The sequence below is a fragment of the Streptomyces sp. NPDC127092 genome (genome assembly GCF_042722475.1).
Taxonomy (GTDB): domain Bacteria; phylum Actinomycetota; class Actinomycetes; order Streptomycetales; family Streptomycetaceae; genus Streptomyces.
In genome coordinates, this window is sequence record NZ_JBHXFE010000020.1 from 78,981 (window position 1) to 91,847 (window position 12,867).

At 75.4% G+C, this 12,867-nt stretch carries 11 protein-coding genes; 8 read left to right on the forward strand and 3 right to left on the reverse strand.

Features of this window, described 5'->3' with window-relative positions; all coding sequences use genetic code 11:
• Positions 1–168: 168 nt before the first annotated feature.
• The 3 genes from ACFWJO_RS18460 to ACFWJO_RS18470 all read left to right on the forward strand — a co-directional run bounded on the left by ACFWJO_RS18460 (position 169) and on the right by ACFWJO_RS18470 (position 2,281).
• A complete protein-coding gene (locus ACFWJO_RS18460; protein ID WP_386866324.1) occupies positions 169–1,107 on the forward strand; it encodes a PAC2 family protein in 939 nt (312 codons plus the stop codon).
• A 31-nt stretch (positions 1,108–1,138) separates the two neighbouring features.
• Positions 1,139–1,744 (forward strand): dephospho-CoA kinase, encoded by a 606-nt coding sequence (gene coaE, locus ACFWJO_RS18465; protein ID WP_386866326.1) that lies wholly within the window; start codon positions 1,139–1,141, stop codon positions 1,742–1,744.
• A gap of 129 nt (positions 1,745–1,873) precedes the next feature.
• The gene (locus ACFWJO_RS18470; RefSeq protein ID WP_386866328.1) at positions 1,874–2,281 is read left to right on the forward strand and encodes a tetratricopeptide repeat protein; all 408 of its coding nucleotides are present in this window, start codon (positions 1,874–1,876) and stop codon (positions 2,279–2,281) included.
• A gap of 53 nt (positions 2,282–2,334) precedes the next feature.
• On the opposite strand, the gene ACFWJO_RS18475 is transcribed toward ACFWJO_RS18470, so the two are convergent.
• Positions 2,335–2,649 carry a DUF6343 family protein gene (locus ACFWJO_RS18475; RefSeq protein ID WP_384419961.1) on the reverse strand — a complete coding sequence of 105 codons (315 nt, stop codon included), beginning with the start codon at positions 2,647–2,649 and terminating at the stop codon, positions 2,335–2,337.
• A 108-nt stretch (positions 2,650–2,757) separates the two neighbouring features.
• Between ACFWJO_RS18475 and ACFWJO_RS18480 the strand changes: the two genes are divergently transcribed.
• A complete protein-coding gene (locus tag ACFWJO_RS18480) occupies positions 2,758–3,486 on the forward strand; it encodes a class I SAM-dependent methyltransferase (protein ID WP_386866330.1) in 729 nt (242 codons plus the stop codon).
• Between the two features lie 35 nt (positions 3,487–3,521).
• Here ACFWJO_RS18480 and ACFWJO_RS18485 read toward each other — a convergent pair whose 3' ends face one another.
• Positions 3,522–3,857 carry a hypothetical protein gene (locus tag ACFWJO_RS18485; RefSeq protein ID WP_386866332.1) on the reverse strand — a complete coding sequence of 112 codons (336 nt, stop codon included), beginning with the start codon at positions 3,855–3,857 and terminating at the stop codon, positions 3,522–3,524.
• A gap of 198 nt (positions 3,858–4,055) precedes the next feature.
• On the opposite strand from ACFWJO_RS18485, the gene ACFWJO_RS18490 reads away from it, so the two are divergent.
• From ACFWJO_RS18490 to ACFWJO_RS18505, 4 genes are read left to right on the forward strand one after another with little or no spacing between them, the layout of a single operon-like run.
• Positions 4,056–7,127, forward strand: coding sequence for a DEAD/DEAH box helicase (locus tag ACFWJO_RS18490; protein ID WP_386866423.1), 3,072 nt, complete (start codon positions 4,056–4,058; stop codon positions 7,125–7,127).
• Positions 7,124–8,467: an SWIM zinc finger family protein gene (locus ACFWJO_RS18495; RefSeq protein ID WP_386866334.1), complete on the forward strand. Its 1,344-nt coding sequence runs from the start codon at positions 7,124–7,126 to the stop codon at positions 8,465–8,467. Before ACFWJO_RS18490 ends, ACFWJO_RS18495 begins: the two co-directional genes overlap by 4 nt.
• 42 nt (positions 8,468–8,509) lie before the next feature.
• Positions 8,510–8,959: a hypothetical protein gene (locus ACFWJO_RS18500; RefSeq protein ID WP_386866336.1), complete on the forward strand. Its 450-nt coding sequence runs from the start codon at positions 8,510–8,512 to the stop codon at positions 8,957–8,959.
• Positions 8,956–11,163, forward strand: coding sequence for a tetratricopeptide repeat protein (locus ACFWJO_RS18505; protein ID WP_386866338.1), 2,208 nt, complete (start codon positions 8,956–8,958; stop codon positions 11,161–11,163). The genes ACFWJO_RS18500 and ACFWJO_RS18505 overlap by 4 nt, the downstream gene beginning before the upstream one ends.
• A 12-nt stretch (positions 11,164–11,175) precedes the next feature.
• On the opposite strand, the gene ACFWJO_RS18510 is transcribed toward ACFWJO_RS18505, so the two are convergent.
• Positions 11,176–12,513 carry a hypothetical protein gene (locus ACFWJO_RS18510; RefSeq protein WP_386866340.1) on the reverse strand — a complete coding sequence of 446 codons (1,338 nt, stop codon included), beginning with the start codon at positions 12,511–12,513 and terminating at the stop codon, positions 11,176–11,178.
• Positions 12,514–12,867: the final 354 nt, after the last annotated feature.

The following is a 12,867-nucleotide window of genomic DNA, read 5'->3' on the forward strand; positions in this document are numbered from 1 at the left end:
TCCAGTAGCTAGCGTCGAGGCCCGTCTCCCTTCGGGGAGGCGGGCCTCGGTTCGTTTTCCGCCCCCTCCTTCCACGCTTCGGCCGTTCGCCGCCATTCGCCGCCGACCCGGGAATGGCCGTGCACCGGCCGGTGTTGTCCAGGGAGAACGCGAGGAGGAGCGGAAATCGTGCTTGATCCCCAGGATTTGTACGAATGGGACCAGAAGGGTCTGGCCGTGGTCGACATGGCCCTGGCGCAGGAGTCGGCCGGACTGGTCATGCTCTACCACTTCGACGGCTACATCGACGCCGGTGAGACCGGCGAGCAGATCATCACCCGCCTGCTCGACACCCTGCCCCACCAGGTGGTGGCCCGCTTCGACCACGACCGGCTGGTGGACTACCGCGCCCGCCGCCCCCTCCTGACCTTCCGCCGCGACCGCTGGACCGCGTACGAGACGCCGGCGATCGAGGTGCGCATCGTCCAGGACGCCACCGGAGCCCCCTTCCTGGTGCTGACCGGACCCGAGCCGGACGTCGAGTGGGAGCGCTTCGCCGCCGCCGTGCGCCAGATCGTCGAGCGCCTGGGCGTCCGGCTCGCGGTCAACTTCCACGGCATCCCCATGGGCGTCCCGCACACCCGACCCGTCGGCCTCACCCCGCACGGGAACCGCACGGACCTCATGCCCGGCCACCGCAGCCCCTTCGACGAGGCCCAGGTGCCCGGCAGCGCCGAGTCCCTCATCGAGTTCCGCCTCACCGAGGCCGGACACGACACCCTCGGCGTCGCCGCCCACGTCCCGCACTACGTGGCCCGCTCCCCGTACCCGGACGCCGCACTCACCGCCCTCGAGGCGGTCACCGCCGCCACCGGCCTGGTCCTGCCCGGCGTCGCCCACGCCCTGCGCACCGAGGCCCGGCGGACCCAGACCGAGATCGACCGCCAGATCGGCGAGGGCGACGAGGAGCTGATCGCGCTCGTCCAGGGCCTTGAGCACCAGTACGACGCGATGGCGGGCGCCGAGACCCGGGGCAGTCTGGTCGCCGAGCCGGTCGACCTGCCTTCCGCGGACGAGCTGGGCCGGGAGTTCGAGCGCTTCCTCGCCGAACGGGAGGGCGACGCCTAGCCGCCGCCCGGCGGGATCTAAGCTGCCGCTCATGCTGAAGGTGGGTCTGACCGGCGGTATCGGCGCCGGCAAGAGCGAAGTGTCCCGGCTGTTGGTGTCGTACGGGGCCGTCCTGATCGACGCCGACCGGATCGCCCGCGAGGTCGTGGAGCCCGGCACCCCCGGGCTCGCGGCCGTCGTCGCGGAGTTCGGGGAGGGCATCCTGACGCCCGAGGGCACCCTCGACCGGCCCGCGCTCGGTGCGATCGTCTTCAACGACCCCGAGCGGCTCGCCGCCCTCAACGCGATCGTCCACCCGCTCGTCGGCGCCCGATCCGCCGAGCTCGAGGGCCTCGCGGGCCCCGGCGACGTCGTCGTCCACGACGTGCCCCTGCTCACCGAGAACGGCCTCGCCCCCCTGTACGACCTGGTCGTCGTCGTGGACGCCTCGCCCGAGACCCAGCTCGACCGGCTCGTACGGCTCCGCGGCATGACCGAGCCCGAGGCCCGCGCCCGCATGTCCGCCCAGGCCACCCGCGCCCAGCGGCGGGCCGTCGCCGACCTGGTCATCGACAACGACGGCCCTCTGGAGGCACTGGAGCCGCAGGTCCGCAAGGTCTGGGAGGAGCTCCGGCAGCGCGCCGCGGACGCCTCCTGAGTTTCGGGGCACATGCCCCGCCGGACGGGGTAGAGATGACCCTCGCGAGGGCCCGCCACCACGGGCCCCGACGGAATACGGCCACCGTGCCCGCTGTTGAACCGCCGGAGCGAGGGGAAGGAATCCACCGTGGCCGAGAGCAACCCGGACACCCATGTCATCGATTTCCGTGCCGCCGAGCAGCTGCTGGCCGCGCGGGACCCGAGAGGCGCCGTCAAGCTCCTGGACTCGGTGATCGCCGCCCACCCCGAGAACACCGCCGCGCGGCTGCTGCGTGCCCGCGCCTTCTTCGCCGCCGCCCAACTGCGCTCGGCCGAACTCGAATTCGGCCTGGTCCTGGAGAGAGAGCCGGACAACGCGTTCGCGCACTTCGCGCTCGCCCGCACCTTCGAGCGCTCCGGCCGCCCCGACCAGGCGGTGCGCCACTTCCGCCTCGCCGCCGCCCTGGACCCCAAGCCGGAGTACCTGGAAGCGGCCCGGTTCGCCCCCGCGGACGACCGTGGCCCCTCCGGCGGGGCCGCGGCGGACTCACCCTGACCGCCCTTGAAGGGCGTCTCGGCGATCATGCGGCCTGATCGACGAGACCGTCCCTAGGGTCTCTTCGGCGGTTCGTGGTCGGCCTGGCCCGTGCGGCCCCAGCGTCCCCGGCCGCCGTGATCGGGCTCGTACGGCGGGATGTCCCGCCCCGGCTGCCAGTGCGGGCCCTGCCGGATGTGGCGCGTGACCAGCGTCAGGTCGACGGCCGCCACCACGAAGAGCACCGCGCACGCGGCCGCCCAGCCGGGCCGCTCGACCAGCGAGAACATCACCGTTCCGAAGGCCGCCCACAGCACGCCCCACAGACTCAGCCAGAACCGCAGCCGCAGCGCACTGCGCGCGGTCACCGGTTCACTCCCCGTACGCATGACGTCGCATCTCCCGGGTGAGGTGTCCCCTCGGGCACTTCCAGCATCCACCCGTCGAGCGCGATACGAAAGCACGCCGACCACCGAGCCGAGAGGACGTGAGAGGGCATGAGCGAACCGCGGAACTCCCACCGGAAGCGCGACGGACACGGAGGGACCGGCCCCGGGCCGATCACCCCGGACGGCTGCGCCGTCGATCTCTACCGGCGGCTGTCGGTCGGCACCGAACCCGAGGTCATCGAGGCGGCGCTTCCGGCCGGCGCCTCGCTCCTCGAACTCGGCAGCGGCGCGGGCCGGGTCACCGCACCGCTCGCCGAGCGCGGCTTCGCGGTGACGGCCGTCGACGAGTCCGCGGAGATGCTGGACGTCGTCCGCGAGCGCGCCCCGGGCGTCGAGACCGTGCTCAGCCCCATCGAGGACCTGCGGCTGCCCCGCCGCTTCGACGCGGTCGTGCTCGGCTCGTTCCTCGTCCACACCGCCGACCACCGCACCCGGCAGGGCCTCCTGGAGACCTGCCGCCGCCATGTGAAGGACGACGGCCGCGTCCTCATCCAGCGCGAGGGCGCGGACTACCACGACGACGTGCCGCGGGAGAGGCGCGATCCGGCCGGCTACACGGTGCGGATCGTGTCGTCGGAGCCGGTAGGAGACGGCGTCGACCGGGTGCTGTGCGAGTACGTCTTCCCGGACGCGCGCTGGACCCAGACCTTCCTGTCCCGGAAGCTCTCGCCCGAGGCCTTCGAAGGCCACCTCGGGCAGGCCGGACTCGTCGTCGACCGTTACCTCACCGACGACGGCACCTGGGTCCTGGCCCGGCCCGCCGGGAACGGCGCCTGACGCCCGCCGGGGACGGCACCTGACGCCCGCCGGGCTCAGTGGACGACGGTGTAGCTGCGCCAGGGCAGGGTGCCCGGCGTGATCTCGTTCCCGCTGTTGCTCGGCAGGTAGACGGGCTCCTTGCCGCGGCAGTCCCGCGTCCGGTAGAGCACGATGTCGACCAGCGTCGAGTTCTCGACCTTCGTCGCGCCCGCCGGCGCCAGTCGGTGGCAGCCCTTCACGGAGGGGCTGGTCACCATCACACCGACCTCGTGCCCGGTCTCGTACGAGATCGTGCCCACCGCGCTGCGGCCGAGGCCCGAGCAGCCCGCGACCGCGAGCGAGAGCAGGGCGGCCCCGGTGGCGATGGTGAGACGCCGGTGAAGGGACATGGCGGGATCCTCGTCTGTCGGGAGACGGCCGAAGCCTGTTCCCCGCCACCCTGCCGCCCCCCGCACCGGGTGTCATGTTCTGTTGGGCCGCCCGGGGGAAGCGCCGGGTGAGGCCGTTGTCAGACCTCACCCGTAAGGTCGGAAGTCCAGTCGGAATCCGTCGCGGACCGGGAGGTGAGCAGCGCCGTGACCCCAGCGATGAGCCGTGCGGTGAGCCGTGCAACGACCCCAGCGGTGAGCCGTGCGGTGACCCCAGCGGTGAGCCGTGCGGTGGCACCGGCAGCGACCCCCGCCGTGGCGACCCGCGTCTTCCCCGGCGCCGCCGCCGTCTTCCTCCCCGCGGCCCTGCCCAGGGACGGCCGCGTCGCCTTCTGGGCGCCCGACGGCGGCGTCCTGCCCGCCGCCCGTCCCGGTGCGGACGGCGGGACGGAGCTGCCCGCCACCGCCGAGCGCGGCGAGCTCACCGTGGTGCGGCGACACGGCGCCGGGGCACGCGCCCGGACCGTACCCGCCGTGCTGCTGCCCGTCGCCGACGCCCTGCCCCACCTCGTCGCCGCCCGCCACCATCCCCAAGCGCACCCCGCGACCGCCTGCTGGGGCGCCGCCGCCCTCCACGCCCTGCACCTGGTCGCCCGCGGCCGGCTGCTGCCCGGCCTCACCGCCGACGACCACGACGCCTGGCGCGCCGGGCCGCTCGACGCCGACGACATCGCCCATCTGCGGGCCGTCGCCGCCGCCATGCCCTACGAGGCCCACGCCACGCCCGTGCCCGGGCCCGGACCGCTCCGGCTGCCCGAGCCCGAGGCGCTGGTCCGCGCCTTCCTCGACGCCGTCGCCGACGTCCTGCCCCGCACCCCGGCCGCGCCCCACGCGGCCGGAGCGCCGTTCGCCGCGCGCGAGGCCAGCCGGCTGCCACGCGCGCGTGCCTGGGCCGCGGAGGCAGCCGCCGGCATGGACGCCGGCGTCCGGATCTCGCTCCGGCTCGACCTGTCCCCGTTCGAGCTCTTCGACGTGTCCGCGGAAGACGTGTCCACAGAATCCGATTCCACGGAATCCGATTCCACGGAAGACGTGTCCACCAGCGACGCGTCCGCGGAAGCGGACGCCGCCGGGAGGAGCGAGGCGCGGCAGGCCGCGGCGGCCCTCCTCCAGGTCCACAGCCTCGCCGACCCCACCCTCGTCATCGACGCCGCCGCCCTCTGGGCCGGCGACGGCGACGAGCACTTCGGCCCGCGCGCCCGGATCGACGCCGTTCTCGCCCTGCGCCGGGCCGCACGCGTCTGGCCGCCCCTCGCCCGCCTGCTCGAGCGGGGAGTGCCCGACGTCCTGCCCCTGACCGAGGACGAGCTGTACGAGCTGCTCGGCCCCGCCGCCGCCCGGCTCTCCGACGCCGGCGTCGCCGTCCACTGGCCGCGCGACCTCGCGCGTTCCCTCACCGCGTCCGCCGTCGTCCGGTCCGACCGTGCCGCGCCCGGCTCGGCCACCGACGGCACCGCCTTCTTCGACAGCACGGAGCTGCTGCGGTTCAACTGGCAGCTCGCCCTCGACGGCGACCCGCTCACCGCCCGCGAGATGGACGCCCTCGCCGAGGCCCACCGGCCCGTGGTCCGGCTGCGCGACCAGTGGGTCGTCGTCGACCCCGATCTCGTCCGCAAGGCCCGCAAGCGCGAGCTCGGGCTGCTCGAACCGGTCGACGCGCTCGCCGTCGCCCTCACCGGCACCGCCGACGTCGACGGCGAGACCGTTCCCGCCGTCCCCGTGGGCGCCCTGGCCGCCCTCCGGGACCGGCTGCTCGCCGGCCCCGAGGACGTGCCCCAGCCGCCCGGCCTCGACGCCACCCTCCGCGACTACCAGCTGCGCGGGCTCGCCTGGCTCGACCTCATGACCTCCCTCGGCCTCGGCGGCTGCCTCGCCGACGACATGGGCCTCGGCAAGACCGTCACCCTCATCGCCCTCCATCTGCGCCGCGCCCGCTCCGCGCCGACCCTGGTGGTCTGCCCGGCCTCGCTCCTCGGCAACTGGCAGCGCGAGATCGAGCGCTTCGCCCCCGGCGTTCCCGTCCGCCGCTTCCACGGCGCCGACCGCACCCTCGAAGGACTCGACGGCGGATTCGTCCTCACCACCTACGGCACTCTGCGCACCAGCGCGCCCCGGCTCGCCGAGCAGGAATGGGGCATGGTCGTCGCCGACGAGGCCCAGCACGTCAAGAACCCCTTCTCGGCGACCGCCAAGGCCCTGCGCACCGTGCCCGCCCCCGCCCGGGTCGCCCTCACCGGCACGCCCGTGGAGAACAACCTCTCCGAGCTGTGGGCGCTCCTCGACTGGACCACGCCCGGTCTCCTCGGCCCGCTGAAGGCCTTCCGCTCGCGGCACGCCCGCGCCGTGGAGAACGGCGAGGAGATCGAGAACCAGGAGGCGGTCGAGCGCCTGGCCCGGCTCGTCCGGCCGTTCCTGCTGCGCCGCCGCAAGTCCGACCCCGGCATCGTCCCCGAGCTGCCGCCCAAGACCGAGTCCGACCATCCCGTGGCCCTCACCCGCGAACAGGCCTCGCTCTACGAAGCGGTGGCGCGCGAGACGATGGCGCACATCGAGGGCGCCGAAGGCATCGCCCGGCGCGGTCTCGTCATGAATCTGCTGACCTCGCTCAAGCAGATCTGCGACCACCCCGCGCTCTTCCTCAAGGAGCGGCCCGCGCCGGGCTCCGCCGCACGCGCCACGGCCCGCGGCGTGCGGCTGGCCGGCCGCTCGGGCAAGCTCGCCCTGCTCGACGAGCTCCTCGACACGATCCTCTCCGAGGACGGCTCCGTCCTCGTCTTCACCCAGTACGTGTCGATGGCACGGCTGCTCGCCGACCACCTGGCCGGCCGGGGCATCGCCACCCAGCTCCTGCACGGCGGCACGCCCGTCGCCGAACGCGAGCGGATGGTCGACCGCTTCCAGGCCGGCGAGATCCCCGTCTTCCTGCTCTCCCTGAAGGCCGCGGGCACCGGCCTCAACCTGACGCGGGCCGGCCATGTCGTGCACTACGACCGCTGGTGGAACCCCGCCGTCGAGGAGCAGGCCACCGACCGCGCCTACCGGATCGGCCAGACCCAGCCGGTCCAGGTCCACCGGCTCATCGCCGAGGGCACCGTCGAGGACCGGATCGCCGAGATGCTGCGCGCCAAGCGGGCCCTCGCCGACGCCGTTCTCGGCACCGGCGAGGCCGCCCTCACCGAGCTCACCGACCGCGAGCTGGCCGATCTGGTGTCCCTGAGGAGGCCCGCATGAGCCCCGACGCCTCCCGCCCCGCCGACGGTCCCCGCCTTCCCGGTCGCCCCCGGCCCTCCCGCCTCCGCGCGGGCGGGGCCCGAGGCGCCCAGGCCCGCCACGACGACCGGCGCAGGAGCTTCCCCCAGCTCGCCCCGCACGAGGCCCCCGACGGACGGTTCGCCGCCAGCTGGTGGGGCAACGCGTGGGTGGACGCCCTGGAGGACACCGCTCTCGACCCGGCCCGGCTCGCCCGGGGCAGGGCCTACGCCCAGCGCGGCCACGTGGACGCCATCACCGTCACCCCCGGCCGCGTCGTCGCCTACGTGCACGGCAGCCGGCCGAGGCCGTACCGCGCGGAGATCCGGCTGCGGACGCTCGCCGACGAGGACTGGGAGCGCTTCCTCGACGAGGCCACCGCACGCCCCGAGCACATCGCCGCGCTCCTGGACAAGGACGTCCCGCACGCCCTGGAGGCCGTCACCGGACTCCTGCCCGCCCCGGGAGACCTCGTCCCCGACTGCACCTGCCCCGACGACGGCTATCCCTGCAAGCACGCCGCCGCCCTCTGCTACCAGTCCGCCCGCCTCCTCGACGAGGATCCCTTCGTCCTCTTCCTCATGCGCGGCCGGGGCGAGCAGGAGCTGCTCGCCGAGCTCACCCGGCGCAACGCGGCGCGCTCCGCCGCCGAGAGCGCCCTCGCCGCGGCGGCCGCCCCGGCCCTCCCCACCGTCCCGGCGCGCACCGTGCTCGCCCCCACCACCGGCCACACCCTGCCGTCGCTGCCCCCGCCGCTGCCCGCGCCCGCCCGGCCCGGCCGGCCCGCCGTGTTCCCCGCCGACCCCGACGCCCCCGACCCGCTCGCGCTCGACCTGCTCGCCGGAGAGGCCGCCGCGCGCGCCCACACCTTCCTCACCACCGGACACGACCCCGTCGCCGCCCTCACCCCCTGGCAGGACGCGGTACGGCTGGCCGCCGCGCACCCCGGTTCCGGCCTCACCGCCTCGACCCGCGCCCTCTACCGCGACCTCGCCTACGCCCTCGACCGCACGCCCACGGACCTGTCCCGCGCCGTCGCCGCCTGGCGGCAGGGCGGCCCCGCCGGACTCGCCGTCCTGGAGGAGGCCTGGGACCCGCCCGCCGGGCCCTTCGACCGGGCGAGACCCGCCCTGCTCGCCGCCGACCTGCCGGCCTTCCGCCCCTGGCGCAACCGGCTGTCCACCCGCTCCCTGCAGCTCCGCTTCGGCCGCGACGGACTCTGGTACGGGTACGAGTCGGACGCCGACCGTGAGGACTGGTGGCCCCGCGGCACCCCCGACGCCGACCCGGTCGGCGTGATCACCGACCTGCTCGGGAGGTGACCGATAGGCTGGTGACGACGCACACGCTTCGAAGGGGGCCTCGTGGAAGCCGAGTTGGTGGCACTGGCGACGGCGGGGGCGACCGCCCTCGTCCAGCAGATGGTCGGTGACGGCTGGGAGCGAGCCCGCACCAGGATCGCCGCGTTCTTCGCCGCGCGTTCGGGCGGCGACGAGGAGGCGGTCGCCGCCGAGCTGGAGTCCGCCCGCGAAGACCTGCTCCGCGCCACGGGCAGCGGTGACGAGCAGACGGCGGCGGAGGCCCGGTCCGAGGCACGCACCGAGTGGCGCGCCCGGATGCGCAGGAGCCTGCTCGCCGACCCCGAGTCGGCCGCCGAACTCCGGTCCGTTCTCGACGAGCTGGGCCCGGTGACACAGCCCGCCACGGTGATCAACAACACCATCAACGGCGGGGTCTTCAACAGCATCTCCGTGCAGGCCGGCACCGTCGGCGACGTCTACGGCCAGGGCGGCCCCGGCGGACCGCGCCCGTGAACCCCTCGGTCCGCAACGAGGTCACCGGCGCCGTCCACGGCACCGTCGTCCAGGCCCAGCACATCGGCGCCCTGACCGTCGAGCAGGCCGTCGTCCCGGCGATCCTCCCCGGCAGCCCGCCGCCCCGGTTACTCCCGGCCCCGGCCCGCCACTTCACCGACCGGCACGACGAACTCGAGCGTCTGCTGGCCCTGCTCGACGACGACCCGGCGCCCCGCGTGGTCGTCCTCACCGGAACCGGTGGCATCGGCAAGTCCGCGACCGCCCTGCACTTCGCCGCCCGCCTCCGCGACCGCTACGACGGCGGCCAGCTCCACGCGGACCTCCGCGGCGACGCCACCGCCACGGCGGTCACCCCCTCCACCGTCCTCGTCCGCTTCCTGCGGGCCCTCGGCGTCGCGCCCCCGTACCTGCCGGCGGACGAGCAGGAGCAGACCGACTGGTTCCGCACCCTCACCGCCGACCGCCGCCTGCTCACCGTCCTCGACAACGCCCACTCCGCCGCCCAGGTGCTCCCGCTGCTCCCGACCGGGCCCGGCTCGCTCACGCTGGTCACGAGCCGCCGCAGGCTCGACGGTCTGACGCGCGAGGTCGGCGCCCACCGCATCGCGCTCCCGCCGCTCGGACCCGCCGACGCGGCCCTCCTCCTCACCCGCCTCTCCGGCCGCGACGACCCGCGGTCCGCCGACGGCGCGGAGGCCGTCGCCCGCCGTTGCGGCGGCCTCCCGCTCGCCCTCTGCATGGCAGGCGAACGCCTCGCCGTCCGGACCCATCTCACCTGGCGTCAGTTGGAGCGCGACATGGCATCGGCTGCGGCACCCGGCCCTGACGACCTCGGCGGACCGGGCGAGTCCGGCGACCCGGGGCACGATCCCGTCACCGCGGCCGCCGACACCTCCTACGACGACCTCGGCCCCGACGCCGCCCGCCTCTACCGGCTTGCCGGACTGCGCCCCTGGCCCGGTCTCACCGCCCCGGCGGCCGCCGCGCTCGTCCAGGTGTCCGAGCCGGAGGCCGCCGCCCTGCTCGACGAACTCGCCGCCATCCATCTCGTCGAGGAGTACGCTCCCGGCCGCTATCGCCAGCACGACCTGCTGCGCGCCCACGCCGAGCGCCGCGCCCTCCGCGTCGACGGCCACGCCCGCTCGGCCGCCGCCGTGGGACGGCTGCTGCGCCACCACCTGGCCGCCGCGGTCGCCGCGGACGCGACCGTCATGCCGGGCCGCTGGCACCTCGGCCCCGCCTACGTCCGGCCGGCCCGCGACCGGGCCACCGATCCCGCCCCCGCCACCGGATCCGCCGAGTCCACAGGATCCGCCGAGGCCACCGGATTCGACACCGCCACCGGCTCCGACGAGGACCGGCGGCGTGCCGCGGCGGCGTGGCAGCTCGCCGAGCGCGAGAACCTCGTCGAGGCGGTGCGGACCGCCGACGAGTACGGACTCGACGACCTCACCTGGCAGTTGTGCGAGGCGCTGTGGAGCCTCTTCCTGCGGCAGGGCTTCCACCAGGACTGGCTCACCACCCACCGGCTCGGCGTCCGCGCCGCCGCCCGCTGCCCCGACGTCCCCGAGGCCGAGGGCCGGATGCACGCCCAGCTGGGCTTCGCGCTGCTCGGCCTCGGTCGCCACGGCGAGGCCGAGGAGGCCTTCGTCTCCGCGGCCGAGGCCGACCGGCGCTGCGGACACCGCCGGGGCGAGGCCACGGCGGTCGAGTCCCTGGGTCTGGTACGGCTCGCCCAGGGCCGCCCCGAGGAGGCGGCCGAGTGCTTCCGCGCCGCCCGTGAACTCACCGAGGACCCGCGCGCCCGCGCCCTCCTGGAACACCACCTGGGCCGTGCCCTCTCCGGCCAGGGCCGCCACGAGGAGGCCGCCGCCACCCTGGAGCGGGCCGCACGGCTCCTCGCCGAGCTGCCCGTCCCCGACACGTACAACCAGGCCAGGGTCCTGACCAGCCTCGGTCAGGCGGCGCTCGCCGCGGGGAACCGCGGGCGTGCCGCCGCGATCCTCGCGGAGGCCGCCGAGCGGATGGCCCGGGAACAGGCCCCGGTCCAGGACGCGGACATCGCGGAGCTGCGCGCCCGCGCCGCGGCCGCGCCGGAGGAACGCCGGCGCTTCCTGACCGAGGCGATCGAGCGTTACGAACGCCTCGGCGCGCCCCGCGCGGCGGCCCTGCGCGCCGAACGGGACGCGCTCGGCTCCTAGGTACGTGGGCTCCTAGAGCCCGTACGGCACCTCGTGGACCGTCACGCGGTGGCGTATCGGGCCCGTCGTCACGACGAGGGCGCCCGCGGTGGCGAGCGCGCCGAGCGGTCGGCCGCTCGCCCGCCAGGCGTAGGCGGCCGAGGCGTGGGCGCAGGGGTCGCAGGGGTCGGCGAATCCGTCGGGGCGGGGGAGGGCGGCCAGTTCGAGGGCCGTGCCCTCCCGGTCGAGCACCAGACAGCGTCCGGGGCCCGTGCGCACGGCGGCGAGGGCGGCGTACGGGTGCTCGGCGAGCAGCTCCGCCGCGCGCGGGCCCGCCGGGGTGCCGCCGCCGTTCGTGTCCACGACGAGATCCGCGAGGGAGAGCCGGCCCTCGTCGGCGGTCCGCACGTCCACCGCCGTGTGCGCGTCCTCCGCCTCGGGGCCGTCCGGCTCGGCGGCCGGGTCGGCGTACCGGGTGACGGTGACCTCGGGCGGGCCGCCGGGGCCGTCGTACGCGATCGAGGTGAGCACCCGGACGGGCACGGTGAGGTCGGGCGGCCCGGTCTCCTCCGGGTGCAGGGGCCGCAGCCGGGCCGGGCGGACGGGTTCGGGGAGCCCGAGCATGCCGTGGAACAGCGTCCGCAGCAGTCCCGCCGACGCGCCGGGGTCCGAGCTGGCGAGCGCCGCGAACCCGTCGTACCGCCCCGGCACATGGCCGTCGATCACCGCGTCGAGCTGTGTCCGCAGCGGGGTTCCCGGCCGCAGCCGGGGCGCGCTCCGGCCGAGTGCGGCGACGGGCGAGGCGGGGTCGAGGTCCTGCTGGGCGAACGCGCCGAGCAGGACGGGCAGGCCGAGTGCGGCGGCGTAGTAGGTGACCGAGCCGTGGTCGCCGATGACGCAGTCGGCCGCCGCGACGGTCTGCCGCCAGGGCCCGAGCGGGTCGATCAGGGTGAGGCCGGACTCGGCGGCCCGGCGCAGCCACGCGCGGACCTGGCCGGGGCCGTGGCCGTACCAGATGTTGGGGTGGAGCACCGCGCACAGCCGGTACTCGTCGACCGGCAGCGTCTCGGTCAACTCGCGCAGAAGAGCAGGGAATTCGTCCGAGCCGAGGAGGGAGGAGCGGCCCCAGGTGGAGTTCAGGACGACGAGCCGGCGGCCGTCGCCCGCCCCGAGCGCGCGCCGCAGCGCCGGCCGCCGGCGGCGCGCGGCGAGCATCCGGTCGAAGCAGGGATCACCGGCGAGGACGGCGGTCGCGGCGGCCTCGGGGCAGGCGCGGCGCAGCCGGTCGAGCTGCTCGGGATGGGAGAGTACGGTCGCGGTCGCGAGCGGCTTGCCCTGGTGCAGCAGCCACTCCGGATCGATGCCGAACACGGGTGCCTGCCCGGATCCCGCGGCGGGAGCGGCGGTGTGCCCGGCGTTCCGGGCGCCCGGCTCCCGCGCCCCGAGTCCGGTGTCCGGTGTCCGGTGTCCGGTGTCCGGTGTCCGGTGTCGCCAGCCTCTTATTGTATCCGGCACCGTGTGAGAGGATGGTCAACTTCCCCTGGAAGGCATGGAGTTCGCCTCCGTAGCTCGCGCTGATCGCGAGGTCCACGCCGCCGTCCGCGGCCAGTTCCTTCGCCTGCTCCCAGGGAACCACCGGCAGCCCGGCCGCGCGGAGCAGTTCGTCGACGCCCGCCAGGAAGGGGGACGAGCCGGTGCAGGTGGCGAGAGTCTGCACGTTCAGGG

Excerpts from the sequence above, each read along its gene's own strand:
- coaE (WP_386866326.1), top strand. The coding sequence starts at position 1,139 with ATGCTGAAGGTGGGTCTGACCGGCGGTATCGGCGCCGGCAAGAGCGAA.
- ACFWJO_RS18475 (WP_384419961.1), bottom strand. The coding sequence starts at position 2,649 with ATGCGTACGGGGAGTGAACCGGTGACCGCGCGCAGTGCGCTGCGGCTG.
- ACFWJO_RS18480 (WP_386866330.1), top strand. The coding sequence starts at position 2,758 with ATGAGCGAACCGCGGAACTCCCACCGGAAGCGCGACGGACACGGAGGG.
- ACFWJO_RS18485 (WP_386866332.1), bottom strand. The coding sequence starts at position 3,857 with ATGTCCCTTCACCGGCGTCTCACCATCGCCACCGGGGCCGCCCTGCTC.
- ACFWJO_RS18490 (WP_386866423.1), top strand. The coding sequence starts at position 4,056 with ATGAGCCGTGCGGTGAGCCGTGCAACGACCCCAGCGGTGAGCCGTGCG.
- ACFWJO_RS18495 (WP_386866334.1), top strand. The coding sequence starts at position 7,124 with ATGAGCCCCGACGCCTCCCGCCCCGCCGACGGTCCCCGCCTTCCCGGT.